This is a genomic window from Gudongella sp. QWL-04, assembly GCF_058683975.1.
In genome coordinates, this window is sequence record NZ_CM178754.1 from 2082157 (window position 1) to 2108419 (window position 26263).

22 protein-coding genes, 1 tRNA gene and 3 rRNA genes are annotated in these 26263 nt (G+C 42.1%); 8 read left to right on the plus strand and 18 right to left on the minus strand.

Annotated elements, in window-relative coordinates:
* Positions 1–142: 142 nt before the first annotated feature.
* From AC4PHB_RS10370 to sdaAB, 3 genes are all read right to left on the minus strand, one after another.
* Positions 143–517, minus strand: coding sequence for a cupin domain-containing protein (locus AC4PHB_RS10370; RefSeq protein WP_492136353.1), 375 nt, complete (start codon positions 515–517; stop codon positions 143–145).
* A 221-nt stretch (positions 518–738) separates the two neighbouring features.
* Positions 739–1605 (minus strand): L-serine ammonia-lyase, iron-sulfur-dependent, subunit alpha, encoded by an 867-nt coding sequence (sdaAA, locus tag AC4PHB_RS10375; protein WP_492136354.1) that lies wholly within the window; start codon positions 1603–1605, stop codon positions 739–741.
* Between the two features lie 14 nt (positions 1606–1619).
* Positions 1620–2282: an L-serine ammonia-lyase, iron-sulfur-dependent subunit beta gene (sdaAB, locus tag AC4PHB_RS10380; RefSeq protein WP_492136355.1), complete on the minus strand. Its 663-nt coding sequence runs from the start codon at positions 2280–2282 to the stop codon at positions 1620–1622.
* Between the two features lie 168 nt (positions 2283–2450).
* On the opposite strand from sdaAB, the gene arsM reads away from it, so the two are divergent.
* Entirely contained in the window at positions 2451–3242 is a 792-nt protein-coding gene (arsM, locus tag AC4PHB_RS10385) for an arsenite methyltransferase (RefSeq protein WP_492136356.1), read from the plus strand.
* Between the two features lie 85 nt (positions 3243–3327).
* Entirely contained in the window at positions 3328–4782 is a 1455-nt protein-coding gene (pdxR, locus tag AC4PHB_RS10390) for a MocR-like pyridoxine biosynthesis transcription factor PdxR (RefSeq protein ID WP_492136357.1), read from the plus strand.
* Positions 4783–4812: 30 nt separating this feature from the next.
* Here pdxR and AC4PHB_RS10395 read toward each other — a convergent pair whose 3' ends face one another.
* The 15 genes from AC4PHB_RS10395 to dnaA form a co-directional block, all read right to left on the minus strand.
* Positions 4813–5625, minus strand: a complete 813-nt coding sequence (locus AC4PHB_RS10395) for an alpha/beta fold hydrolase (RefSeq protein WP_492136358.1) — start codon at positions 5623–5625, stop codon at positions 4813–4815.
* A gap of 180 nt (positions 5626–5805) precedes the next feature.
* A complete protein-coding gene (locus AC4PHB_RS10400; RefSeq protein WP_492136359.1) occupies positions 5806–6753 on the minus strand; it encodes a 3-hydroxyacyl-CoA dehydrogenase family protein in 948 nt (315 codons plus the stop codon).
* A gap of 95 nt (positions 6754–6848) precedes the next feature.
* Positions 6849–6965 (minus strand): 5S ribosomal RNA (gene rrf / locus AC4PHB_RS10405).
* A gap of 139 nt (positions 6966–7104) precedes the next feature.
* Positions 7105–10044: ribosomal RNA gene (locus AC4PHB_RS10410) — 23S ribosomal RNA — on the minus strand.
* Positions 10045–10113: 69 nt separating this feature from the next.
* A tRNA-Ala gene (locus AC4PHB_RS10415) sits at positions 10114–10189 on the minus strand.
* A gap of 142 nt (positions 10190–10331) precedes the next feature.
* Positions 10332–11867 (minus strand): 16S ribosomal RNA (locus tag AC4PHB_RS10420).
* Together the 16S, 23S and 5S rRNA genes with 1 tRNA gene alongside form the textbook arrangement of a ribosomal RNA operon.
* Before the next feature lie 293 nt (positions 11868–12160).
* Complete coding sequence (locus tag AC4PHB_RS10425) at positions 12161–12955, minus strand: SigB/SigF/SigG family RNA polymerase sigma factor (RefSeq protein ID WP_492136360.1); 795 nt, start codon at positions 12953–12955, stop codon at positions 12161–12163.
* Between the two features lie 13 nt (positions 12956–12968).
* Positions 12969–13328 carry an ATP-binding protein gene (locus tag AC4PHB_RS10430; protein WP_492136361.1) on the minus strand — a complete coding sequence of 120 codons (360 nt, stop codon included), beginning with the start codon at positions 13326–13328 and terminating at the stop codon, positions 12969–12971.
* The gene (locus AC4PHB_RS10435; protein WP_492136362.1) at positions 13321–13650 is read right to left on the minus strand and encodes an STAS domain-containing protein; all 330 of its coding nucleotides are present in this window, start codon (positions 13648–13650) and stop codon (positions 13321–13323) included. Before AC4PHB_RS10435 ends, AC4PHB_RS10430 begins: the two co-directional genes overlap by 8 nt.
* Positions 13651–13733: 83 nt before the next feature.
* Entirely contained in the window at positions 13734–16154 is a 2421-nt protein-coding gene (gene gyrA, locus AC4PHB_RS10440; protein WP_492136363.1) for a DNA gyrase subunit A, read from the minus strand.
* A 9-nt stretch (positions 16155–16163) separates the two neighbouring features.
* On the minus strand, positions 16164–18095 hold the full coding sequence (gene gyrB, locus AC4PHB_RS10445) for a DNA topoisomerase (ATP-hydrolyzing) subunit B (RefSeq protein WP_492136364.1): 1932 nt from the start codon (positions 18093–18095) through the stop codon (positions 16164–16166).
* Positions 18085–19221, minus strand: a complete 1137-nt coding sequence (gene recF / locus AC4PHB_RS10450; protein WP_492136365.1) for a DNA replication/repair protein RecF — start codon at positions 19219–19221, stop codon at positions 18085–18087. Before recF ends, gyrB begins: the two co-directional genes overlap by 11 nt.
* 28 nt (positions 19222–19249) lie before the next feature.
* Positions 19250–19459, minus strand: a complete 210-nt coding sequence (locus tag AC4PHB_RS10455) for an RNA-binding S4 domain-containing protein (protein ID WP_492136366.1) — start codon at positions 19457–19459, stop codon at positions 19250–19252.
* Positions 19460–19470: 11 nt separating this feature from the next.
* Positions 19471–20577: a DNA polymerase III subunit beta gene (gene dnaN, locus AC4PHB_RS10460; RefSeq protein WP_492136367.1), complete on the minus strand. Its 1107-nt coding sequence runs from the start codon at positions 20575–20577 to the stop codon at positions 19471–19473.
* Between the two features lie 168 nt (positions 20578–20745).
* Positions 20746–22074 (minus strand): chromosomal replication initiator protein DnaA, encoded by a 1329-nt coding sequence (dnaA, locus tag AC4PHB_RS10465; RefSeq protein WP_492136368.1) that lies wholly within the window; start codon positions 22072–22074, stop codon positions 20746–20748.
* A gap of 523 nt (positions 22075–22597) precedes the next feature.
* Between dnaA and rpmH the strand changes: the two genes are divergently transcribed.
* The 6 genes from rpmH to mnmE all read left to right on the plus strand — a co-directional run bounded on the left by rpmH (position 22598) and on the right by mnmE (position 26200).
* Positions 22598–22732, plus strand: coding sequence for a 50S ribosomal protein L34 (gene rpmH / locus AC4PHB_RS10470; RefSeq protein ID WP_492136369.1), 135 nt, complete (start codon positions 22598–22600; stop codon positions 22730–22732).
* An 81-nt stretch (positions 22733–22813) separates the two neighbouring features.
* Positions 22814–23128, plus strand: a complete 315-nt coding sequence (gene rnpA, locus AC4PHB_RS10475; protein WP_492137770.1) for a ribonuclease P protein component — start codon at positions 22814–22816, stop codon at positions 23126–23128.
* Positions 23128–23343 (plus strand): membrane protein insertion efficiency factor YidD, encoded by a 216-nt coding sequence (gene yidD / locus AC4PHB_RS10480; RefSeq protein ID WP_492136370.1) that lies wholly within the window; start codon positions 23128–23130, stop codon positions 23341–23343. Before rnpA ends, yidD begins: the two co-directional genes overlap by 1 nt.
* A 12-nt stretch (positions 23344–23355) precedes the next feature.
* Entirely contained in the window at positions 23356–24066 is a 711-nt protein-coding gene (locus AC4PHB_RS10485; RefSeq protein ID WP_492136371.1) for a YidC/Oxa1 family membrane protein insertase, read from the plus strand.
* A 1-nt stretch (position 24067) separates the two neighbouring features.
* Positions 24068–24694 (plus strand): RNA-binding cell elongation regulator Jag/EloR, encoded by a 627-nt coding sequence (gene jag, locus AC4PHB_RS10490; protein ID WP_492136372.1) that lies wholly within the window; start codon positions 24068–24070, stop codon positions 24692–24694.
* A 132-nt stretch (positions 24695–24826) separates the two neighbouring features.
* Positions 24827–26200, plus strand: coding sequence for a tRNA uridine-5-carboxymethylaminomethyl(34) synthesis GTPase MnmE (mnmE, locus tag AC4PHB_RS10495; RefSeq protein ID WP_492136373.1), 1374 nt, complete (start codon positions 24827–24829; stop codon positions 26198–26200).
* Positions 26201–26263 lie beyond the last annotated feature (63 nt).

Sequence of the window (26263 nt, forward strand, 5' to 3'; positions counted from 1 at the left end):
CTACTTTTAAAAAATAATTAATCATTTCCTGAAATTAGTAACCTTTAATCACTACGATAAGATAATGTGAGTATGAAACGACTAGAAAATTTATATAACTAATAAAAACATGAATTTATAAGTTAAAGCTTGTAGCAACGTATTATTTGCTTGTCGATGTACTCTCAACAGTTCTGAATGATTTATATACGCATGCCAGCATAATCATTTTTTCTGTATTTGAAGTATTTGTTAGTCCATGGGATTGATCTGGTTCGATCATGCAAAAGCATCTGGGTCCAACTTCTACTTCTACTCCGTTATCATTAAAAATACCATGACCTTCAAGTATATGGTACAGCTCGCCTTCCCCATTGTGTGTATGCGTTCCAATACTGCTGCCAGGGTCTAGTTCAACTATTCCTAACCATTTGACATCCTCAAATACTATATCACCCATGACATTGAACATCCTAATAATTCCTTTTCCACCACAACGGTTCTCGAACTCTGTGAATCCATCTACTTTCTTAATCATATTTTATCCTCCTTGCATTTAATTCCATTTCATTACAATTACTCTTTTAGCTGATTACCTGAACATATGTAGCAAACAAACATAAAATATACTGTATATGTATACATACACGATTTACTTTAACTATATGCCTGTCTATAGTATTTGTCAATAAGAATTTAATGTATTAAAATAATAAACTCTCTTGAACTTATTACTCATCCAAGAGAGTTTTTATACACTTACTCTGCTAACATTTCCTTCCATCTCTTTCCTGTCTCTGTTGCTGCCAGACCTGCCACCGAGGTTTCCCTTAATGTCACCGGAATTGCAAGACCTATATTATACATTGCGCTAATTACCTCATCCCAGGGAACCTTGCTCTCTACACCTGCAAGTGCCAGCTCTGCGGAGGTTATTGCATTTACTGCTCCGGCGGCATTTCTTTTAATACATGGGACCTCTACGAGACCAGCAAGTGGATCGCAGGCAAGCCCAAGCATATTTTTCATGGCCATTGCCATGGCATGGGCAGCCTGTGCGGGTGTCCCTCCTGCCATTTCAACCGCTGCAGCGGCAGCCATTGCGCTTGCTGATCCAATCTCAGCCTGACATCCACCTGCAGCACCTGATATAAAGGCGTTATTTGCTATTACAAAGCCGAAGGCCCCTGCTGTGAAAAGGTGCAATGCGATAGTTTCATCATCCAAATCCAGCTTCTCACCGACAGCTAATAGAACTGCTGGAAGTACACCAGAGGACCCTGCTGTAGGAGTGGCGCATATCAATCCCATGGATGCATTTACTTCATTTATGGACACAGCGTAACAGGCTGCCTTAAGAGTGGTTATATCAGTAAGATAGTTCCCCTTGTCTATATATTCCTTTATCCTCTTACCATCACCGCCTGTCATTCCGGAGTGTGAAACCACACCCTCCATCCCTTTGGATGCGGCTTGCTTCATTACCTGAAACTGTTTTGACATACGGTTTATGACATCTTCTTTGCTCAATCCGGTAAGCTCTTCTTCCTGTTCGAGCATTATCTCGTAAAGCTTTATATTCCTCTCTGTTGCTTGTTCCACAAGCTCAGTTACATTTCTAAACATATTTATCCACCTCTCTATTCGCTAAGTCGAATAACTCGGATTATATTATCTCTTTCCGCTATAGACTTCACTACCTCATCTGGAACCTTCTGGTCGGTCTCCATAGCCATAAGAGCTATGTTACCCTTCTCTTTTCTTGATACCTCCATGCTGCTTATATTGATCTGATTGCTTGCCATAATGCCGGCAACGCATGCTATTACTCCATAAACGTCCCTGTGGAATACCATCAGGGCTGGATTCTCTCCTGATAGCCTTAGAGAAAACCCATCGATCTCCGTTATCTGTACTAAGCCTCCGCCTATGGAAATTCCTGTTATTTCCATTTGCGCATCTCCAGATCTTAGTGTGAGCTTCATGGTATTTGGGTGGACTGGTACGGCATCCTCCCTAATGAAACTGACCTTAAGTCCTCTATTTTCGGCATATTTCAATGACTCAGGTATTCTTGGGTCGTCCGTTTCATAACCAAGAAGCCCTCCAACAACTGCCACATCAGAGGCATGTCCCTTGTAGGTTTCGGCAAAGGAGCCATAGAGTCTTACGGTTACTTCATCTGGTTCTCTTTCGAAGAGATTTCTTGCCAACTGCCCTATTCTGACAGGGCCAGCTGTATGTGAGCTTGATGGCCCGATCATAACTGGGCCGATTATGTCAAAGATACTCCGATACTTCATTCTGATCTCCTCCTTATGTATTCTTGAGAATACCATCTGATTAAATTATACAGCATTGTTGTCTAGTGAGCATATCTTTTCTCCAAGTTCATAATTCAGTAATTCAAATTGATTTTTTTCGATTTGAGGTGTACAATTATTGCAAATATACTGAAGAGGATGAGAGTTGTGAAAGATAATGTTGAGAAGAAAAGAGAAACCATTAGAGAAAACTATTCCTCAGTAGCGAAGAGTTCAAACAGCGGATGCTGCGGTAGCAGTAATTGCTGCTCAGGTTCGATGGATTCCAAGGATATATCAAAACTGCTAGGCTACTCTGAGGAAGAATTGGAGATGGTTCCTTCAGGTTCGAATATGGGCTTAGGCTGTGGAAATCCTTTCGAGATTGCCGGGATACAAAAGGGGGAGACAGTTCTCGATTTAGGTAGCGGCGGGGGCTTTGACTGCTTCCTAGCAAGCAGGTTCGTGGGATCTGAAGGCCTTGTAATAGGGGTTGACATGACTCCTGACATGATTTCCCTTGCAAGAGGTTGTGCTGATGAGGAGGGCTATGAAAATGTTGAATTCAGGCTGGGTGAAATTGAGCATCTTCCAGTCGCAGACTCCTCCGTTGACGTAATAATCTCAAATTGTGTATTGAATCTATCTCTGGATAAAGCCCAGGTATTCAAGGAAGCCTACAGAGTGCTCAAACCGGGAGGGAGACTTGCTATTTCTGATGTTGCAGCTACCTGTGAACTGCCTGAGGAGATCAAGAATGATCTGTCGTTGATTTCAGCTTGTATTGGAGGAGCGATACATTATAAGGAGCTTGGAAAGCTTATAAAGAGAGCAGGCTTTGAAGCCGTAAGATTGAGAGCTAAGAAGGACAGCAAGGATATTGTCAAGGACTGGGCACCCGAAATAAATCCAGAGGACTATATTGCTTCCTTTTATATCCAGGCAAAAAAACCTGTTTAGCAAATCAATGTACTTTGTGTGGGTATTAGCTGAGATGTGGTATAATAAGTGTATCCATACAATGCTTTTTTAGGAGTTGAAGATAATGTTTAGCTCAGTCAAGCTTGATAAAAGCAGCTCTAAGCCAATGTACCAGCAGCTGTATGAAGCTATTTCCAAGATGATAGAGGAAGATGCCCTGGAGGATGATAGACTTCCTTCCATAAGGGCCCTTGCTAAGAGCCTTGGAGTCAACAACGTGACAGTTGTAACCGCCTATAAGGAGCTCGAGAGAGACGGCTACATCTATACACTTAAGGGCAGCGGAACATTTATTAAGAAGCAGCACTCAGATCAAGCTATATCTTCTGTTGAAGAGGGCGACATAGAGCTTATGCTCTCTGGGATTTTCCCTCTACTAAAAGACAGTATTGACTTTGCAAGTGTATCGCCGATACCAGATCTGTTTCCTATTGAGGAATTCAAGCAATCCCTGGTAGAGGTCTTGGACAGGGATAAGGGAGAGGCCTTTCTATATCCTGAGATAAGCGGATATGGGCCTTTAAGGGAATCTATATCAGGATTTCTGAAGGAAAACTACTCTATATCAGCCTCTAAGGAGCAAATATTGATAACCTCGGGAGGACAGCAGGGTCTGGATATAATATCCAAATCTCTCGTTGAAACAGGTGATGTAATTTTGGTTGAAAATCCAACCTACCCAGGTGCATATGCAGCCTTCAAATCCAGAGGTGCAAGAATAATTGGCATACCTATCCAACAGGATGGGATTGATATTGAGATCTTAAAGCAAAATATTAGAAGGTACAAACCTAAATTCATATACTTGATGCCAAACTACCAAAGCCCTACTACGATAAGCTATAGCAAGACCAAAAAGGATTCTGTTCTCAAGCTTGCTGAGGAATATGGCTTCTATATAATAGAGGATGATTTTCTAACTGACCTCTGCTTCGAGGATGATAAGAAGGAGCCACTTAAATCCCTTGATAGTAGGGATAGAGTTATTTTCGTAAAAAGCTTCTCCAAGATATTTATGCCTGGGGTAAGAATTGGATTTATGACTCTGCCGCCTTCATTGTTCAGGCAGATCATAAAGGCCAAGCACTCAACGGATATTTCTTCGTCGGGGTATCTGCAAAGAGCCTTTGATCTGTATCTAAGGAAGGGTCTTTGGGTAGACTATATCGATAAAATAAAGGAAGTATACAAGGGAAAATATCTTATTATGGCTGAAGGCTTGGACAGGCTGAAGGATTTAGGTCTTGAGTATCATAAACCTGGAGGAGGACTGAGCCTTTGGGTCAAGATCCCCGAAAGCTGGGATGCGATGGAGCTTTATGAAGAATGCAGCAGAAGGAAGCTTGCTATAGTTCCGGGTAAGGTTTTCTTTACCGAGCCCATGGATAAAGACAGGTTTATAAGGCTTAGTTTCAGTGCTGAGGACCCGCAAAGGATCAAAGACGGCTTGAGTTTGTTGGAAGATATACTATCAAGAAGGGAAAAGGACAGGGTAGACAGATATATACCCTTCCTATAGAGAAAAGCAGCCTCGCGGCTGCTTTTCTGGTTATATCTTGTCTTCAATAAATTGCTTTATCAGCTTGCTCAGCTCAATTGGCTTCTCCATTACTACAAGATGGCCTGCATTTTTGATAAGCTCGAAGCTGCCGTTGGGCATCATCGAAGCTATATCCTTTCCAGACTCAGGGTCATAAAAGGTACTGTTTGATCCGTTTATTACAAGGACAGGGATATCTATTGAGGGAAGGATAGATCGATAATCCTTACTCATCAGTGATTTCCATACTGAGCTCATTACCTCCGGTCTGTTCCCAGATAGCCTTTCTATGGCTAGTTTAAGAGAGCTTTCGTCAAGCCTAGGAGACATGTCTCTTACGAATGACTCTGCAAAGCTCATCCAGTCCATCTCCATAACCCTTAAGTCCTTGGTGAATTGTTCACTCGAGTAATTTCCCCTTAGGAGAGTTCCTCTCCAGCCATTTTCATCCATTACCATAGGTGATGTCTCGATGAATACCAAGCCACTTACATTGTCCTCTCCAAACTGCTTTATGTATTCCATTACGACTGCGCCGCCCATAGACCAACCTGCAAGTACAGGCTTCTTCATCTCAAGCTTATCTATTAGCTCCTTGATATCCCTTGCAAAAATATCAATTGTTATATCGGAGCTGGTACCGGATCTTCCATGACCTCTGAGGTCAACCTCTATGGTATTGAAGTTTTTAGAAAGTATTTTATCTATAACTCTGAATGAAGAGCCTTCTCCACCGAATCCATGTATTAGTATTATTGAAGTACCCTCACCACGGCTGCTGTATTCTAATTTTATTTTGTCTGAGGTTAAAATATATGCCATAACGATTACCTCCTTGGGAAAATTATAGCAAATATATAATTAAAATCAAAACAAAAAGCTGATATCGCAGGATTCGATAACAGCTTCCTATTTTTTAGGATTTGATTTGCCTCAAATGACACAGGGAATACAACTATAGGCGTAGTGTAAAACTCCCCATGTCCTCTTGGCAGACCGACCCTATTTTTTCATATGGATATACTTGAGCATACTGAACAGCATCTTATCTCTATTCTTTATGGCTTCCTCATCCCTTCCATCGGAATAGTCGTAGAAGCCCTTTTTGGATTTAACTCCAAGCTCTTTAGAATCCATAAGCTTTTTAAGCATCTCCGGAGGTTCCTTCATATCACTCAGCTCATTGAATAGATATGAAGAGATATAATAGAAGGTATCAAGGCCTCCTAGGTCTGCAGTCTGAAGAGGACCGATTATGGGGTATCTGAAGCCTGGGCCGTATCTCATTGCTCTGTCCACATCCTCTATATCGGCGATCCCTTCATTTACAATATGAAGAGCTTCCCTGAATGCTGCAAATTGCAGTCTGTTGCCTATGAAGCCGGGCGCATCCTTCTGGACTACAACTGGCTCCTTTTCGATTATGGTCAACAGCTCTCGCAATACGGCTACTGTATCGTCTGCAGTATCATCTGATCTTATAAGTTCCACCAGTGGGATTATATGAGGTGGATTCCAAAAATGCATCCCTATGAATCTCGATTTGTCTTCCACAAGCTTGGATATCCCACTTATGCTGAGCCCCGAGGTATTGGTCGCAAAATATGCATCCTTTGAGGCTATGCCTTCGACCTCTTGCCAGAATACTTGCTTGATATCCATTTTTTCAACTATAGCCTCAATAATCAGCTGACAGTCTACAAAGACTCCCTTGCTTGTATTGTAGGATATAAGGCTCACTGCGTCGCTTGCTTCCTTTTCAGTCATTATACCTTCACCAATAAGGCTTTCATTGAATATCTGAACAAGCCTTTTGGATTTCTCCAAATATTCTTCAGCTACATCTGTTACGACTACCTCATAGCCTTTCCTTGCAAATATTTGAGCAATTCCTGAACCCATCGTACCAGCACCTGCAATGCCAATCTTATTTATGAATCCTAGCTTCATACTATACCTCTTTTCGATTATTAGGTTTATCAAATTAATCCCATTCTAACATAAAAAAAAGACCCACTGCAATAAGCAGCGGATCTTCATTCAGAGACTGGCAACTTCCTACTCTCCCAGGTCGTTTCCAACCAAGTACCATCGGCGTTAAGAGGCTTAACTTCTGTGTTCGGTATGGGTACAGGTGTCTCCCTCTTGCTATCGTCACCAGACGAAAACTAAATCTACTATAGAACAAACACTACTTACTACAATTCACAATTTACAATTCACAGTTCTCAGCTAAGATTCTTCGCTTACGCTCAGAATGACAATCACTATTCACTGTTCACTATTCACTGTTCACTGACTTAGGTCAAGTCCTCGACATATTAGTATCTCTTAGCTTCAAGCATTGCTGCTCTTTCACCTGAGACCTATCTACCAGGTCGTCTTCCTGGTGTCTTACTCACTTTCATGATGGGAAATCTCATCTTGAGGGGGGCTTCGTGCTTAGATGCCTTCAGCACTTATCCCGTCCAAACTTAGCTACTCAGCCATGCCTTTGGCAAGACAACTGATTCACCATAGGTTTGTCCATCCCGGTCCTCTCGTACTAAGGACAGCTCCTCTCAAATTTCCTGCGCCCACGACGGATAGGGACCGAACTGTCTCACGACGTTCTGAACCCAGCTCGCGTGCCTCTTTAATGGGCGAACAGCCCAACCCTTGGGACCTACTTCAGCCCCAGGATGAGACGAGCCGACATCGAGGTGCCAAACACCCCCGTCGATGTGGACTCTTGGGGGGTATAAGCCTGTTATCCCCGGGGTAGCTTTTATCCGTTGAGCGATGGCCCTTCCACGCGGTACCACCGGATCACTAAGTCCAACTTTCGTTCCTGCTCCACTTGTTGGTGTCGCAGTCAAGCTTCCTTCTGCCTTTACACTCTTCGCACGATTTCCGACCGTGCTGAGGAAACCTTTGAGCGCCTCCGTTACTTTTTAGGAGGCGACCGCCCCAGTCAAACTGCCCAACTGACAGTGTCCCCACACCGGGTTCACGGTGCCAGGTTAGAATTTCAGCATCACAAGAGTGGTATCCCAAGGTTGGCTCCACAAATACTGGCGCACTTGCTTCTATGCCTCCCACCTATCCTGTACATGCAATGCCAAAATCCAATGTCAGCCTGCAGTAAAGCTCCACGGGGTCTTTCCGTCCTGTCGCGGGTAACTCGCATCTTCACGAGTACTACAATTTCACCGGATCCTTTGTTGAGACAGTGCCCAAATCGTTACACCTTTCGTGCGGGTCGGAACTTACCCGACAAGGAATTTCGCTACCTTAGGACCGTTATAGTTACGGCCGCCGTTTACTGGGGCTTAAGTTCACACCTTCGAAGTTTCCCTCTAAGCATTCCCCTTAACCTTCCAGCACCGGGCAGGTGTCACCCCCTATACTTCGTCTTTCGACTTAGCAGAGAGTTGTGTTTTTGGTAAACAGTCGCTTGGGCCTTTTCACTGCGGCCACCCAAAGCTTGTATATCGTATGATATCCACTCCAAGTGGCACCCCTTCTCCCGAAGTTACGGGGCTATTTTGCCGAGTTCCTTAACAAAGGTTCTTCCGCTCGTCTTAGGATTCTCTCCTCACCTACCTGTGTCGGTTTGCGGTACGGGTGAAAATATTCTCGATAGTGGCTTTTCTTGGCAGTGTGGAGTCTGCAGCTTCTCTACTTGTTTTTCGATCCCCATCACACCTCAGGATTTCTAAGAAAACGGATTTGCCTGTCTTCTCTCCCTACGTGCTTAGACGTGCTCTTCCAATCGCACGCTCTGCATATCCTCCTGCGTCCCCACTTCTCTATTAACGAATACCTCCAGTACAGGAATCATAACCTGTTGTCCATCACCTACGCTTTTCAGCCTTGGCTTAGGTCCCGACTTACCCTGAGTGGACGAGCCTTCCTCAGGAAACCTTAGGTTTTCGACGGGTGAGATTCTCACTCACCTTTCGCTACTTATGCCAGCATTCTCTCTTGTGTAATGTCCAGCGCTCCTTTCGGTACACCTTCGTCCCTTACACAATGCTCCTCTACCGATGTATTAATACATCCCACAGCTTCGGTATCTGATTTTAGCCCCGGAAATCTTCGGCGCAAGGTCTCTCGACCAGTGAGCTATTACGCACTCTTTAAATGTATGGCTGCTTCTAAGCCAACATCCTGGTTGTCTGTGAAACCTCACATCCTTTACCACTTAATCAGAATTTTGGGACCTTAGCTGGTGATCTGGGCTCTTTCCCTTTTGACTATGAAGCTTATCCCCCACAGTCTGACTCCCAAGCTTATGAGTATGGCATTCGGAGTTTGATAGGTTTTGGTAACACTATGTGCCCCTAGACCATTCAGTGCTCTACCTCCATCTCATTCTCTCTTGAGGCTAGCCCTAAAGCTATTTCGAGGAGAACCAGCTATCTCCGAGTTCGATTGGCTTTTCACCCCTATCCACAGGTCATCCCATAGCTTTTAAACGCTACCGGGTTCGAGCCTCCATTTTATTTTACTAAAACTTCACTCTGCCCATGGATAGGTCACCCGGTTTCGGGTCTATGACATGCAACTATATTCGCCCTGTTAAGACTCGGTTTCCCTACGGCTCCGTAACTTAATTACTTAACCTCGCTGCATATCATAACTCGCTGGCCCGTTCTACAAAAAGTACGCGGTCACACTTTTAACGTGCTTCCACTGCTTGTAAGCATAGGGTTTCAGGTTCTATTTCACTCCCCTCCCGGGGTTCTTTTCGCCTTTCCCTCACGGTACTGTTCACTATCGGTCACCAAGTAGTATTTAGCCTTGGGAGGTGGGCCTCCCTGCTTCCCACGGGATTTCTCGTGTCCCGTGGTACTCTGGAGCACAGCCTGTGAGTATTCCATTTCGTCTACAGGGCTATCACCTTGTTTCGCAAAGCTTCCCAGCTTTCTTCGACTATGGATCACTCAATCTTTTGCTGTGTCCTCAACCCCTGATAAATCAGGTTTGGGCTCTTTCCATTTCGCTCGCCGCTACTTTGAAAATCGATGTTTCTTTCTCTTCCTCAGGGTACTTAGATGTTTCAGTTCCCCTGGTCTACCTCTCATGACTTATTTTATTGGGTCATGAGTACTTGAGGGTTGCTCAAGTGGGTTCCCCCATTCGGATATCTACGGATCGACGTCTATTTGCGACTCCCCGTAGCATTTCGGTGCTTATCCCGTCCTTCTTCGGCTCTTGGTGCCAAGGCATTCGCCCTATGCTCTTAATAACTTGACCTATTTCATGTTTGTTCTTTTTTTAGATTTAGTTTTCAATGTTCAATTGATCCAACCTTAAGTTGGGTCGTGGTGGAGATGAGGAGGATCGAACTCCTGACCCCCTGCTTGCAAGGCAGGTGCTCTCCCAGCTGAGCTACACCCCCACGGGTGATTTAGTTAATAGCTAATAGGTAAGAGTGAAGAGTTATTTGCTTTAACTCTTAGTTCTTGGCTCTTAGTTCTTAGCTATCTTCTGAATTTATAAACTAAAACAGTGTGAGATACTTATGAATGTATCTTCCTTAGAAAGGAGGTGATCCAGCCGCACCTTCCGATACGGCTACCTTGTTACGACTTCACCCCAGTCATTGCCCCTACCTTCGACAGCTGCCTCCATTGCTGGTTAGCTCACTGGCTTCGGGTATTGACAACTCCCATGGTGTGACGGGCGGTGTGTACAAGACCCGGGAACGCATTCACCGCGGCATTCTGATCCGCGATTACTAGCAACTCCGACTTCATGCAGGCGAGTTGCAGCCTGCAATCCGAACTGGGATCGGCTTTTAGAGATTTGCTTGCCATCGCTGGCTTGCTTCTCGTTGTACCGACCATTGTAGCACGTGTGTAGCCCAGGACATAAAGGGCATGATGATTTGACGTCATCCCCACCTTCCTCCGATTTGTCATCGGCAGTCTCTTTAGAGTGCCCAACTTAATGATGGCAACTAAAGACAAGGGTTGCGCTCGTTGCGGGACTTAACCCAACATCTCACGACACGAGCTGACGACAACCATGCACCACCTGTGTCCGCTGTACCCCGAAGGATAAAGGTCTATCTCTAGACCGGTCAGTGGCATGTCAAGCCCTGGTAAGGTTCTTCGCGTTGCTTCGAATTAAACCACATGCTCCGCTGCTTGTGCGGGTCCCCGTCAATTCCTTTGAGTTTCATACTTGCGTACGTACTCCCCAGGCGGAGTGCTTAATGCGTTAGCTGCGGCACCGAGGTTTGACCCCCAACACCTAGCACTCATCGTTTACGGCGTGGACTACCAGGGTATCTAATCCTGTTTGCTCCCCACGCTTTCGTTCCTCAGCGTCAGTATAAGTCCAGAAAGTCGCCTTCGCCACTGGTATTCCTCCTAATATCTACGCATTTCACCGCTACACTAGGAATTCCACTTTCCTCTCCTTAACTCAAGTCTGACAGTTTCAAATGCTTACGTAGGTTGAGCCTACGCCTTTCACATCTGACTTATCAGACCGCCTGCGAACCCTTTACGCCCAATAATTCCGGACAACGCTCGCCCCCTACGTATTACCGCGGCTGCTGGCACGTAGTTAGCCGGGGCTTCCTCCTTGGGTACCGTCATTATCTTCCCCAAGGACAGAACTTTACAACCCGAAGGCCTTCATCATTCACGCGGCGTCGCTGCATCAGAGTTTCCTCCATTGTGCAATATTCCCCACTGCTGCCTCCCGTAGGAGTCTGGACCGTGTCTCAGTTCCAGTGTGGCCGTTCACCCTCTCAGGCCGGCTACCTATCGAGGCCTTGGTGAGCCGTTACCTCACCAACTAGCTAATAGGACGCGAGACCATCTTTCACCGCTTAATCGCTTTGACTTATCTCTCATGCGAGTGATAAGTATCATAAGGTATTAATCCCAGTTTCCCGAGGCTATCCCTTTGTGAAAGGCAGGTTTCTCACGCGTTACTCACCCGTCCGCCGCTAAGATGATCCTTCGATCAGTTCGAAAACTTCACTCCGGATCACTTCGCTCGACTTGCATGTGTTAGGCACGCCGCCAGCGTTCGTCCTGAGCCAGGATCAAACTCTCATTTAATAGTTTGACTAGCTCATATTATTTGTTCTTAAAAAATTGAAATCTTTGGTTTCATTCAAAGTTCTCACACTGTTTAGTTATCTAGGTTCACTCACCCCTGCTCGAGGCGACTTGCTTAGTATAGCACTTTTCTAAGCAATATGTCAACAGGTTTTCTAGAAGATTTTTTATAAATTTGTCTAAAACCGTCAACTTTTTATACTATACAGCTAATAAGTGTTATTGTCAACACATTTTAGATAGAAATAAAAAAGCTGCTCCGATCATTCGGGGCAGCTTAAGGTTGATTATTGTTAATCGATCATTGTCCGCTCAACTTCCTTACGAAGCTTCTCTAGGATCCTCTTTTCTATTCTTGAAACGGTCATCTGTGAAATGTCCAGATTGTTGGCTATTGTTACCTGGGTCCTCTTGTTGAAATACCTCTCTATAAGGATCTCTTTTTCGATCTCGTTAAGCTTCTCCATCGTTTTCATTAGGAAGTCATTGTTTTCGATCCTGCTGAAGTAGAAATCTTCCTCGCCTATCAATTCAGCAAGATTGACTTCCTTGTCATCGTTGTGAGAATCGAAGGTAACGTCCAGCGATTGGGGGGTGTAGACCTTGCTCGCCTCCATAGCCTCCAGTATCTCTTCCTCAGAGGTATTAAGGTAGGTAGCGATATCCTCGACAGTTGGTATCCTTTGAAGCTCCTGGCTCAGGTGCACTTTAGCGTTGTTGATCTTCTTCGATAGTTCCTGGATCCTCCTAGGTACACGAATGGTCCAGCCCTTGTCCCTGAAGTACTTCTTTATCTCACCAATTATTGTGGGAGTAGCAAAGCTGGAGAATTCAAAGCCCTTGTCTATGTCGTACCTGTCAATGGCATAAATAAGTCCTATGCTGGCCACCTGATAGATATCGTCGTAGTCTATTCCTCTGTTGGCATATTTTTTTGCAAGGATCTCGGCTATATAAAGGTGCGCTTCAATCAGAATGTCTCTGGTAGCCTTGGTAGGCATATCCTTATATTGTCTGAAGAGCTCCTTTATGTCTGCTTTATCCAAGCTGTTGTTTTTATCTCTATTGTAGTTATGCTTGTTAGCCATAGGACTACCATCCTTAATCTATATATTTGACCATTCTGATCTGTTCATCCAAATAGTAGGCCTCGTCCATCAGTGATTCTATGATCATTTTGCTCAGCTTGGCTTCCTTTGTCTCTTCGACGGAATTAAAACCATTGTGTCCACCTATTGATATTTCAAGCTTATCCTTCAATACCTCAAAGGATATCTCAACCTCGTCTGCTACATCAGGTAAGAATGACAGTATGCATGCTTCTCCCATGGCAACCTTGAGGTCATCAATCTCGTCGACATTGTAGCCTATTCTGCTTCCAATCGCCGAAGAAATCAACCTTACAAGACTTATATAGTCTGTCTTATTGGGGATTTTGACGGTTATCCTGTCGTTAAGCATTTTCGTCACCCCTTATGATGAACAGCTTATCTAGTTCGGTTATGTCAAATAGTTTCCTGATATTTGGCCTAATGTTGTCGATATATATCTTGTACTCTGTATCCTGGAGCATTTTTAAAAGGCTTATTAGAGCACCAAGACCTGTACTGTCGATGTAGTCCAGCTGTCTTCCATCGATCACCAGATCTGCCTTTCTCTCCTCAAAGGACTTGACTATTTCTTCCTTAAATACAGATGAGGTATAGATATCAATTTCCCCGACAGGCTTGAAAACCCACTGATTGTCATCATGGTTAAAATCTACCTTGGTATTAAGTGACATTCATTCTTCCCTCCATCTACTGTTAATTGGTTTGTTATTCATTCTATAACAAATATGTGTTAATGTAAACAAATTTAGGGCTTCTAGTCTTCCATGTACATGGCGACTGCAACAACCTTGTCATCCTTCATCTTCATCAAAGTGACTCCTTGAGTGCTTCTTCCCATTATTGAGATCTCTGACACTCCGATCCTTATCACTATTCCGTTCAAGGATATCATCATGACTTCGTCATGGTCGCTAACGACCTTAGCTGAAACTATATCTCCGGTCTTGTCCTTTATGCTGTAGGTTATAAGCCCCTTGCCGCCCCTGTTCTGGATCCTGTATTCAGTTAGCGGAGTTCTTTTTCCATAGCCATTTTCAGAAATTACAAGAAGATTTCTCTCATCATCGACAATCTCCATTGCTACTACAACGTCGTCTTCGTTAAGAGTGATCCCTTTTACGCCCATTGCACTTCTTCCCATATTTCTTACGTCTTTTTCACTGAATCTTATTGCCATACCCTTCTTGGTAACTACTATGAGATCCTTTGAGCCGTCAGTAAGTTTGACGCTGATCAGCTCGTCTGACTCATGGAGTGAAACGGCTATCAGTCCTGATTTCCTTATATTCTCAAATTGGTCAAGCCCTGTTTTTTTGATGATACCTTCCCTTGTTATCAGAACAAGGTTGTCCTCGGGGTTATGCTTATACAGCGGAATTATTGCTGAAACCTTTTCATCTCCTGTAAGATTCAAAAGATTTACTATCGCAGTACCCTTAGCCTGTCTCCCTGCCTCAGGGATCTCGTATGCCTTAAGCGAGTATACTTTCCCTTTGTTTGTAAAGAAGAGTATAGTGCTGTGAGTTGATGTGATATATAGGTCCTCGACGAAGTCTTCTTCTCTCTTCGTAAGTGCTATTATTCCTCTGCCTCCTCTTCTTTGGGGCTTATAGGTTCCCTCAGGCATCCTCTTTATATAGCCAAAATGAGTCAGTGTTATTACAACATCCTCATCTTCTATCATATCTTCAAGATTGATTTCATGGCTAGCTGCCATGATCCTGGTCCTTCTCATGTCGCCATATTTTTCTTTGATTTCAAGAAGCTCTTCCTTGATTATGTTCATTACAAGCCTTTCGTTGGCCAGGATCTCTCTCAGCCTGTTTATTTCCTTGATAAGTGCCTCGTACTCCTCCTCAAGCTTATCTCTTTCAAGGCCTGTAAGTCTCTTGAGTCTCATATCGAGAATTGCCTGAGCTTGCTTTTCAGATAGAGCGAATCTGCTCATTAGCGAATCTCTGGCTTCCTGATCATCCCCTGACCCTCTGATGATCTTTATTATCTCATCGATATTATCCAAGGCTATCTTTAAACCCTCTACGATATGAGCTCTTTCCTCCGCCTTGTTAAGATCGTACTTGGTCCTCTTGATGATTATGTCCTTCTGATGCTCAAGGTAATAATATAGCATTTCCTTAAGGTTCAATACCTTAGGCTCTCCATTTACCAAGGCAAGGTTTATAATCCCAAATGTAGTTTGTAGCTGTGTGTGCTTGTACAAGTTATTTAAGACAATATTTGGATTTGCATCTCTTTTCAACTCAATTACTATTCGCATTCCTTCTCTATCGGATTCATCTCTAAGGTCAGAAATGCCTTCCAGCTTTTTATCTCTTACGTACTCTGCTATTTTCTCAATAAGGTTTGATTTATTCACCTGATATGGTATCTCTGATACAATTATGCTGTGCTTACCTCTTGAGGATTCTTCAATTTCAGCTACTGCTCTAAGGGTAACCTTCCCTCTACCGCTTCTGAAGGCCTTCCTGATGCCTTCCTTCCCCATTATTATGCCGCCTGTGGGAAAGTCCGGTCCCTTTATAACCTTCATCAGGTCATCCACAATAATTTCAGGATCATCGATCATCATTGAAAGTCCATCAATTATCTCCCTTAAATTGTGTGGAGGAATATTGGTTGCCATTCCAACAGCTATACCTGAGGATCCGTTCACAAGAAGATTTGGAAATCTGCTTGGAAGAACAGTAGGTTCCTGAAGGGTCTCATCAAAGTTTGGCCTGAAGCTTACAGTATCCTTATTGATATCTCTAAGCATCTCAGTAGCGATCTTAGTCATTCTGGATTCGGTATAACGCATTGCTGCTGCACCGTCTCCATCGACGCTGCCGAAGTTTCCATGTCCGTCTACAAGTAGATATCTTGTGTTAAAATCCTGAGCCAGTCTTACCATGGCACCATATACTGAACTATCTCCATGGGGATGGTACTTACCAAGTACGTCTCCGACTACCCTGGCTGACTTCCTGTATTGCTTATCTGGAGTCATACCCAGCTCATCCATAGCGTACAGTATCCTTCTGTGCACAGGCTTTAGGCCATCTCTTACATCAGGGAGAGCACGGCTTACGATTACGCTCATGGCATAATCCAGATAAGAGTTTCTCATTTCATCTTCAATTTTAATTTCTACTAACTTATCTCTTTCGTTATCCATTTCGGCCTCCTAGATGTCAAGATTCTTAACATACTTAGCATTCTCTTCAATAAATTCTCTTCTGGGGTCAACCTTGTCTCCCATCAGGGTTGTAAATATATCGTCAGCAGCAACAGCATCATCTACGCTTACCCTCAGTAGAGTCCTCTTTTCAGGATCCATTGTAGTATCGTAGAGCTGTTCTGCATTCATCTCTCCAAGACCTTTGTATCTCTGGATAACCGGGTTCCCTGTTCTCCCAATCTCGTCAAACAGCTTTTCCAAATCTCTGTCACTGTAGCAATAGTATTCCTTTCTGTTCTTGGTTACCTTATACAGTGGTGGTTGAGCGATATATATATGTCCATTGTCAATAAGCTCTCTCATATATCTATAGAAGAAGGTAAGCATAAGTGTCCTAATATGTGCACCGTCGACATCGGCGTCGGTCATGATTATGATTTTGCCGTATCTTAACTTCTCCAGATTAAAATCCTCGCTTATTCCTGTTCCAAAGGCTGTTATCATTGCCTTTATCTCGTTAAAGCCTAGAATCTTGTCCAGCCTTGCCTTCTCTACGTTCATTATCTTTCCTCTAAGAGGAAGTATTGCCTGGAACCTCTTATGTCTTCCCTGCTTTGCACTACCTCCCGCGGAATCACCCTCAACAATGAATATTTCAGTTTCTTTAATGTCGCTGGACTGGCAGTCAGCTAGCTTTCCTGGGAGGGTCGTATTATCCAATATGCTTCTTTTCCTTGTAAGATCCCTTGCCTTCCTTGCAGCCTCTCTGGCTCTTTGGGAGCTTATAGCCTTATCCAGGACTATTTTTGATACCTTGGGATTTTCTTCAAAGTAATTATTTAGATATTCTGTGGTCAGTGACTCGACAATTCCTCTAGTTTCACTATTTCCAAGCTTGCCCTTGGTCTGCCCCTCAAACTGAGGTTCAGGAAGCTTTACAGACAGTATTGCAGTCATACCCTCCCTTACGTCTTCCCCGGACAGGTTGTCATCTTTTTCTTTAAGGAAGCCGTACTTCCTTGCATAGTCATTTATCGATCTTGTTAGTGCAGTCCTTAGACCTGAGAGGTGTGAACCACCCTCCGCAGTATTGATATTGTTTGCAAATGTAAATACGTTCTCCGTGTAACCGTCTGTATACTGTATTGCAAGCTCCACAGTCGTAAGATCTCTTTCCTGCTCGAAATATATAACATCCTTATGAAGAGGATTTTTGTTTTTATTTATATATTCGACGAAGGATTTTATTCCTCCCAGATAATGGAATTCTTTCTTAACGCCAGACCTCTTGTCTTCTAAGGAAATTTTTATACCTTTATTCAGGAATGCCATTTCTCTGAATCTGTATTCAAGAGTTGCAGAGTCAAATACTGTTGTTTCAAATATTTCGTCGTCAGCCTTGAAGTGTATGGTCGTTCCAGTTCCCTCTGCGTCTCCAATACATTCCAGCTCAGAAGTTGCTGCACCTCTGGCAAATGATTGTCTGTATTCCTTGCCTTCTCTTTTTACCTTCGCTACCAGCCACTCTGAAAGAGCATTAACTACAGATACCCCTACTCCGTGAAGACCTCCGGATACCTTATAAGCTGAGTTATTGAATTTACCTCCGGCATGCAGTATTGTCAAAACCGTTTCTACGGTTGATTTTCCCGTCTGAGGATGAGTCTCCACTGGGATCCCGCTTCCGTTATCTTCAACGGAAACTGAGTTGTCTTCGTGGATTATAACGTTTATTGTGTCGCATATTCCTGCAAGAGCCTCATCTACACTATTATCGACTACCTCATAAACAAGGTGGTGAAGACCTTTAGGCCCAGTGCTGCCAATGTACATACCAGGCCTTTTTCTGACCGGCTCAAGGCCTGTCAAAACCTGGATCTCATTGGCTGTATAATGTCTTTCATTTCCATTTCCGTTGCCGTTTATTTCACTCGCCATTTACTTCCCTCCACGTTTTATTTCCATTGTATAGACAACCTTCCATTACGTAGAAAATTGTTTTATCAAAATCCTTCAGGCTGTCCGTTTCTACTGCATCGGTTACTGTTATAAATGTCTGTGTTTCACTGAATAATCCTGTCAAAAAACCTCTCCTATCCTCATCAAGCTCAGAATATACATCATCTAAAAGTAATACTGGATAATAGCCTGTTTCCTTCTTAAGTATTTTTACCTCCGACAGCTTAAGCGTCAGCACAAGAGTCCTCTGCTGCCCCTGGGAACCAAAGGTCCTTAGGTCCTTACCGTTGATCGATGGAGTAAAATCATCTCTATGAGGACCAATGGAAGTACTCCCTATCTCGATATCCCTCGATCTTCCCTTTCTAAGTTGATCCAGGTATTTTTCCTCAATATCAAGAAGTGAAGCTCCAGCTGGAATATTCGTATTATATTCAATATCCAACTCCTCTTTACCTGAGGTAATCTTAGAATGAATATCTCTTGCTTCCTTTTTTATCCTTTTAATATACTGCTCTCTTTCCATAGAGATAAGTGTACCAAGCTTAGCCAGTTGTACATCGAAAACCTCAAGAAGCTCAGAGAGTTCACTCAAGGATCTTCTTGATTTAAGTAGATTGTTTCTTTGGATCAAAGCTTTGTAATATCTGCTAAGGTTATGATGATAAACAGGCTTCAGCTGAGATATGCTCGTATCCAGATAATTTCTTCTGTTCCCGGGACCTTCCTTTACGAGCTTAAGATCATCGGGAAAAAATACTACTACCTTTAATCCAGTATTTAACTCCTTGTAGCTTTTAAGTTCGACCTTGTTCATCCTTATCCGCTTTGGTTTATCAGATTCAAGCTTTATTTCCGTGAATTTTTCAAGTTCACCTATACTCAGCTCAGCACCTACATAAGCTTCTTTCTTGCCAAAGCTTATTATTTCCTTATCTCTAAGAGTCCTAAAGGATCTTCCTGTCGAACACATATAAATGGCTTCAAGAAGATTTGTCTTACCTTGGGCATTTTTTCCCACAAGTATGTTTACACCGCTGCCAAAGCTTGCGGACATGCTGATGTAGTTTCTGAAGTTAATTAGCCTGATGCCCTTTATAATCAATCAATACACTCCCAATCAATCTGCAGGACTAAACCAATACGAAGTGGTATTCATCATCAATTACTACCCTATCGTTTTTTCTAAGCTTTTTTCCTCTTTCGAAGGCAACTACGTCATTGACCTTTACAAAACCTTCTGCAATCATTTCCTTTGCCTGTCCTCCAGTTTGAGCTGCTCCACAAAGCTTAAGAAATTGATCCAACTTGATGTAATCAGTGGTTATTAGTATTTCTTCCATAATATGCTCTCCTAGAAATCATCCTGTGCAAGCCTTACCGGCAGCACAAGGTAAGTATAGCTGTCATCATACACACCATTAATAATGCAGGGATTAAGACTTCCGACGAACTTTAGGACTATCTCCTCACAATCCATTATCTTTATTCCTTCAAGTATATATCTTGAATTGAATGCAATATTTAAATCTTCACCCTTCTGGTGGGCATTTACTGATTCAAAAACATCTCCCATCTCAGAATTTGATTTTATAGCAATTTGCCCATCTGAAACTGATATCTTGATAAGATTTGCCTTTTCTTCCTTGGCCAGAAGTGAAGCTCTTTCAAGACCACTTTGAAAGCTTCTTCTGTTTACTTTAACCTCAGTTTTATGCTCAGCTCTCATGATGTCCTTGTAATTGAAAAATTGCCCTTCCAAAAGCTTAGTATACATTATTGTATCTCCAAGGTTAAATATAGCTTGTCCATGAGAGATGCTGACTACCATTTCTTCTTCCTTATCCTCAATGATCTTATTCAGTTCATTTAAAGCTCTGCCCGGTATTATGATCTTTTCCTTTATAGGCGATGAGGTTGTTATTTTTCTAAGAGCAAGTCTATAACCGTCCAGTGACACACAGGATACATTACCACCGTCCAGCTCCATTAAAACTCCTGTGAGCGAAGGTCTTGTTTCATCCTGAGTGGTTGCGAATACAGTTTGCCTTATGGCTGCCTTAAAAAGATCCCTGGAAATATTGAACTGATTTTCTTCAATTATTATAGGTAGATCAGGGTAATCCTCTCCAGAATTTCCAATGATATTAAACTCAGCATTTTGGCACTTAATATTTACGTGATTATCCTTTACCGAAAATGAGATGGTGTCATCAGGAAGCTTTCTTACGATATCCCCGATTATCCTTGAATTAAGGACTATCTTCCCCTTCTCTTCAACGACTGCATCGACGAAGGTTTCGATACTTATTTCAAGATCTGTAGCTGTCAACTTCAGGCTGTGATCCTTTGCTTCAAAGAGTATGCCGTCAAGGATTTGAAGGGTTGATCTTGAAGAAATACCTCTCTGAGCTATTGATATGTGCTTTGACAGGTCCCTTTGCTCAACTCTGAATTTCATGTTTTTTCCTCCCTCGTATAGAATATTAGAATCAAAAACTATAGTAGTAATAGTAGTAGGCGTTGTGATTATGTGGATAACACTATTCTTCTTTCAAAATAATAGAGTTATAGGTTTTAATAACATGTGGATAAGTTATGGAGATTTTTATTATTTTCCACAGATAAATCATTTTTTAAGATCCTCTATTATATCTTCTATCTTCTTTTTAAATAAATAATCTCTGTTCATATCGTTATTGATTTTTTCACAGGCGTGTATAACAGTGGTATGATCCCTTCCCCCAAATTCGTCACCTATCTTTGGAAGAGATAAATCAGTAAGCTCTCTTGTAAGGTACATAGCAACCTGTCTTGGATAAGCGATCGCTCTGGTTCTCTTCTTTGAGCTGAACTCGTCTATCCTTATATTGAATCTCTTAGAAACCTTGTCCTTTATAAGGTCAACGGTTATCTCCACAGGTTTGTGATTTGATATAATATCCTTTAGTGCCTCCTCGGCAAGCTCCTCGGTTATAGTTCTGTTGGTAAGCGATGAGTATGCTACTACCTTTATCAGGGCTCCTTCAAGCTCTCTTATATTGGAATGTATCGTATTTGCTATAAGCAGTACAACTTCATCAGGAATCTCCAGATTTTCGAGAGTTGCCTTCTTCCTTAGAATTGCCATTCTGGTCTCAAGGTCAGGTGCTTGGATATCAGTAGTAAGACCCCACTCAAATCTCGATCTTAGCCTGTCCTCAAGTGTAGGTATATCTCTGGGAGGTCTGTCACTTGATATTATTATCTGTTTATTGGCCTCATGGAGTGCATTAAAGGTATGGAAGAATTCCTCCTGCGTACCCTCCTTGCCTGCAATAAACTGTATGTCGTCAACAAGGAGCACATCTACATTTCTGTATTTATTCCTGAACTCTTCGTTCCTATATTCTCTGATCGAGTTGATAAGCTCATTTGTAAACTTTTCGCTGGATACATATACAACCTTTGAATCCGGATTTTGGCTTAGTATATAATGTCCTATGGCATGCATCAGATGCGTTTTGCCAAGACCTACCCCTCCATAGATGAACAGAGGATTGTATGCCTGAGCCGGTGCCTCTGCTACTGCAACGGATGCAGCATGAGCAAAATCATTGCTTTTTCCGGTTACGAAGGTACTGAAGGTGTACTTCGGGTTTAATTGGGATTTGTTCATAGCCTTAGTCGTTTCTTTTTCCGGCTGCACCTGTGTTTGTTTAACCTGCTCACCGGGTATTATGAATCTGATCTGGTAATTTTTGCCTGTGACTTGCTTGATGGCATTCTTTATCAGATTAAAGTATCTGCCTTCAAGTATTCCTTTTGTAAAGTCGTTGGGTGCTCCGAGTATTATCTCGTCATCCTCCAGACTTATTGGCTCAATTGATTTAAGCCAGGTATTAAAGCTTACTTCAGTGAGCTCTACCTTGATCAGTCCCAGGACGCTTTCCCAAATCTGGTCCAAATTAGTGTCCATACTGCTACCTCCTCAGGAAATTATCAACAATGTTTTCAACAGAAATTGAATTGTCCACATATGTGGAAATAAAATGATAACTATAATAACTTTGTGGATAAAATTATCAACCTACTGTTGATTTAGTAAAAAAATGTTTAAGTATTTTCTTTTTCCACAATCAGATATAGATCGAATTGTGGATAAAAACTTAAACAAATTACGAAATCTTAATATAGAAACGATAGATCAGTTAAAGGTTATACACAAACTATCCACATATTGTGCATAACCTTAAGTTATCCACCAATTTTCTAATTTATCAACATCCTCTATTATCTTACCAAAAGGGGACTCTTAATTCAATAAATTTATCCACAATACCAACAGTTTAAGAACAAGTGTTTTGTGGATTCTCAGTAAATTTAAAAACTTGACAGCTACATGGCTGATACATATAATTTATAGTAGTGTTTTATGCGTTCCACATTGCAAGCTCTATATTGGTTATATAGATGTAAGATTATTGAAGGGGGTGTGTCGGGTGAAAAGAACTTATCAACCAAAGAAAAGACAAAGAAGCAAGGAACATGGCTTCAGGAAAAGAATGAAGACCAGATCAGGTAGAGAGATATTAAAAGCTAGAAGAAGAAGAGGAAGAAAGATACTTTCTGCATAAGGCCGCTTGATAGTGGCCTTTTATTAAAGGCCATTTTAAGGTGGAGTACCTGTGAAAAAAGAAAACAGACTTAGAAAGAATATGGAGTTTAAGAAGGTCTACAAATCCGGCAAGAATTATTGGAATCGTAATCTTATCTTGTATGTTAGAAGGAATGGTACTGATAAGGTAAGAATCGGTATTTCAATTACCAAAAAGGTTGGGAATGCAGTGGTCAGGAACAGGCTTAAAAGAAGGATAAAGGAAGTGAACAGATTATTTCTTCCTAATCTAAAAAAGGGCTACGACCTGATATTTATTCCTAAAAAAAATGCTGTAGACCTTAGTTTCGCTGAATTGGAAAGCGCTATTAAGCACATTTACCGGATTTCCGGCATGGCCGAGAAGGTGAATTGATGTCAAGGATTGCTATTTTATTGATCAAATTCTACCAAAGATATATCTCAAGATATATTCTTACTGGGAAAAATTGCAGATTTTATCCTACCTGCTCGGAGTATTCCCTGCAGGCTTACACGAAGTATGGATTTTTTAAGGGCAGCTATTTATCTGCAAAGAGGATCCTTAAATGCCATCCATTCCATGAGGGAGGATATGATCCGCTTAAATGAGGGGGTTAATCGATGATTGGTTTTTTGGGTAATATTCTGGGGTCGATCCTAAAGTACGTTTACAGCTTTGTTGCATCCTCTTTTGGGAGTGAACCGGCTCAGATTTCGTTCTATGCGATAGCCATAATATTAACTACGATAATTTTTAAGCTGATGCTGTTGCCTATAAACCTACAGCAAACAAGATCTACTAAGAAAATGGGTGAAATTCAACCCTTGATGAAGGAGATACAGACTAAGTACAAAAACGATCCGCAGACTATGCAGATCAAGATGCAGGAGCTTTATAAAAAGCACAAGTATAATCCGGCATCAGGATGTTTGATCCTTTTGGTTCAGTTACCTATCATATTTGCATTTTTTGCAGTATTCAGAGAGCCTGCAACATATGCTTTTACAGAGCCAGGATTATATGAGAGTATGGCGAAGAATTTCTTTTGGATAACCAATCTTGAGAATCCTGATATTTATTTGTGGGGTCTTCCACTCCTCTCTGCCGTTACGACATATATCCAGAGCTTGACAATGGGACAAGGCAATAAGGACCCACAGGCAATGGCAACCCAAAGGATAATGAACTATATGCTGCCAGTTATGATTTTTATGGCTGCGCGTACCTTCCCGGCTGGTCTAGCATTGTATTGGGTCATAAGTAATATTTTCACTATAGTTCAGCAAATGATTTCAAACAGATCAACGATGTCGATCAAGGGGGCCAAATAATATGAAATTTGTTGTAAAGACCTCTAAAACTGTTGAAGAAGCTTTAAAAGAAGCTCTGGTTGAGCTTAATGCAACTGAAAAGGACGTCGAGGTTGAGATTATTGAGGAACCTTCCAAGGGTTTATTCGGGATAATCGGCACAAAGGAAGCAAAGATAAAGGTAACATTGAAAAATGATCCTGAGGAAATTGCGGACAAATTTCTTGATAGCGTTCTAAAGGGAATGGGGATAGTAGCCCTTCAGGATGTAGTTTTAAAAGGAGATACGCTTCATGCTGATATAAATCATATCTCATCCTCTGATATGGGAATACTGATCGGGAAAAGAGGTAATACTCTTGATTCACTTCAATATCTCCTGAGCCTTGCTGTCAATAAGGACAGAGACGAGTATTTAAAGGTCGTACTCGATACTGAGGGATATAGGCAAAAGAGAGAGGAAACACTTAAAAAGCTGGCTAGGAAAATGGCAGATAAAGCATTATACAGCAAGAGACCTGTAAAGCTTGAGCCAATGAATCCATATGAGAGAAGGATCATCCACTCTGCTCTTCAAAATGTAAATGGCGTATCTACCTATAGCGAGGGAAGCGAGCCCTACAGAAGAGTTGTAATCATAAACAAGTGATAAATACCCGATACCGGGAATAGTTTAGCAAAAGCCCTATATAGGGCTTTTGTTTTTTGGTTTGACATACAGCGGTGATGTTATAAAATAAAGCTACAGGTTTGAAACCATGGTGTAGAATGAGGTGAGAATATGAGTGAAACGATAGCTGCAATTTCAACTGCAGTTGGGGAGGCAGGTATTGGTATTGTAAGAATGTCAGGTAAAAACTCTATCGACATAGGGAAGTCCGTTTTTAAGAGGATTTCAAACTGCTCTGAAGGTGTTTTTGAAAATAAGAAACTTCTTTACGGGTACGTAGTTGATAGCGACGAGGTAATAGATGAGGTGTTAGTTGCCTTTATGAAGGAGCCCTTTACCTATACAAGGGAGAATATGGTTGAAATATATTGCCATGGCGGTATAATCCCCGTAAAGAAAACACTCGAGCTTCTCTTAAGGAAGGGTGCAAGGCTCGCTGAACCAGGTGAGTTTACCAAAAGGGCGTTCCTGAACGGAAGACTGGACCTTTCCCAGGCAGAGGCAGTAATAGATATAATAAAGGCAAAAACTGAGAAAAGCTACGAGGTCTCACTTAAGCAGCTTGAGGGCGGATTGAGCAAAGAGATCGAGGGAATACGCGAGATACTCCTCTCGATGATCGCACATATCGAGGTTTCGATAGATTTCCCAGAAGAAGATATACAGGAAGTGACCTATGAAGAGCTGACTGAAAGTGGAGAAAAGGTATTCTGCAGAATATCAAGGCTCCTCTCTACCTCAGGCAGAGGCAGGATCCTTAGAGATGGATTGAATACAGTGATACTTGGTAAACCGAACGTAGGCAAATCTTCACTCTTGAATGCTGTTCTAAGGGAGAATCGCGCCATAGTAACAGACATCCCGGGAACTACTAGAGACATAATTGAGGAATATATAAATATAGATGGTATCCCGCTTAAGATAATGGATACAGCCGGAATCCGGCAGACTGAGGATATCGTCGAGAAAATAGGAGTAGACAGAGCAAAGGAAATGCTGGAAAAGGCTGATTTGATCATAGCAATTTTTGATATATCAAGTGAGCTTTCAGAGGATGATTACCACATCATAGACCTTATTAAGGATAAAAAGACGATTGTTCTATTAAATAAAACAGACCTTCCAAAGCTATACGACGAGGATCATTTTGCTGGAATTTTCTCTGGGAAGGAGATCATCACCACCTCCATGACCAAAGGGATAGGAATTGATGAACTCGAGGATAGTATTAGAAATATGTTCTACCAGGGAGACATAACTATTGAATCTGATATGATCATCAACAATATTAGACACAAAAATCTTCTTGAACAGGCAAGTGATAATATTACTTCAGTTATTGAGGATTTGAGAAAACAGGTTCCTCTTGATTGCCTGGAGGTAGACCTAAAAAATTGCTGGGAAAATTTAGGAGAAATTACCGGAGAGAGTATCGGAGAGGACGTACTCGACAGGATATTCAGGGAATTTTGTATTGGAAAATAGATGGCAATTGATGATTGACAATTGAGAATGGACATAGAGCTAAGAGCTAAGAGCTAACAACCA

Coding starts and splice junctions, on each gene's coding strand:
- AC4PHB_RS10370 (WP_492136353.1), bottom strand. CDS start 517: ATGATTAAGAAAGTAGATGGATTCACAGAGTTCGAGAACCGTTGTGGT.
- sdaAA (WP_492136354.1), bottom strand. CDS start 1,605: ATGTTTAGAAATGTAACTGAGCTTGTGGAACAAGCAACAGAGAGGAAT.
- sdaAB (WP_492136355.1), bottom strand. CDS start 2,282: ATGAAGTATCGGAGTATCTTTGACATAATCGGCCCAGTTATGATCGGG.
- pdxR (WP_492136357.1), top strand. CDS start 3,328: ATGTTTAGCTCAGTCAAGCTTGATAAAAGCAGCTCTAAGCCAATGTAC.
- AC4PHB_RS10395 (WP_492136358.1), bottom strand. CDS start 5,625: ATGGCATATATTTTAACCTCAGACAAAATAAAATTAGAATACAGCAGC.
- AC4PHB_RS10400 (WP_492136359.1), bottom strand. CDS start 6,753: ATGAAGCTAGGATTCATAAATAAGATTGGCATTGCAGGTGCTGGTACG.
- AC4PHB_RS10425 (WP_492136360.1), bottom strand. CDS start 12,955: ATGGCTAACAAGCATAACTACAATAGAGATAAAAACAACAGCTTGGAT.
- AC4PHB_RS10430 (WP_492136361.1), bottom strand. CDS start 13,328: ATGCTTAACGACAGGATAACCGTCAAAATCCCCAATAAGACAGACTAT.
- AC4PHB_RS10435 (WP_492136362.1), bottom strand. CDS start 13,650: ATGTCACTTAATACCAAGGTAGATTTTAACCATGATGACAATCAGTGG.
- gyrA (WP_492136363.1), bottom strand. CDS start 16,154: ATGGATAACGAAAGAGATAAGTTAGTAGAAATTAAAATTGAAGATGAA.
- gyrB (WP_492136364.1), bottom strand. CDS start 18,095: ATGGCGAGTGAAATAAACGGCAACGGAAATGGAAATGAAAGACATTAT.
- AC4PHB_RS10455 (WP_492136366.1), bottom strand. CDS start 19,459: ATGGAAGAAATACTAATAACCACTGATTACATCAAGTTGGATCAATTT.
- dnaN (WP_492136367.1), bottom strand. CDS start 20,577: ATGAAATTCAGAGTTGAGCAAAGGGACCTGTCAAAGCACATATCAATA.
- dnaA (WP_492136368.1), bottom strand. CDS start 22,074: ATGGACACTAATTTGGACCAGATTTGGGAAAGCGTCCTGGGACTGATC.
- rnpA (WP_492137770.1), top strand. CDS start 22,814: ATGGAGTTTAAGAAGGTCTACAAATCCGGCAAGAATTATTGGAATCGT.
- yidD (WP_492136370.1), top strand. CDS start 23,128: ATGTCAAGGATTGCTATTTTATTGATCAAATTCTACCAAAGATATATC.
- AC4PHB_RS10485 (WP_492136371.1), top strand. CDS start 23,356: ATGATTGGTTTTTTGGGTAATATTCTGGGGTCGATCCTAAAGTACGTT.
- jag (WP_492136372.1), top strand. CDS start 24,068: ATGAAATTTGTTGTAAAGACCTCTAAAACTGTTGAAGAAGCTTTAAAA.
- mnmE (WP_492136373.1), top strand. CDS start 24,827: ATGAGTGAAACGATAGCTGCAATTTCAACTGCAGTTGGGGAGGCAGGT.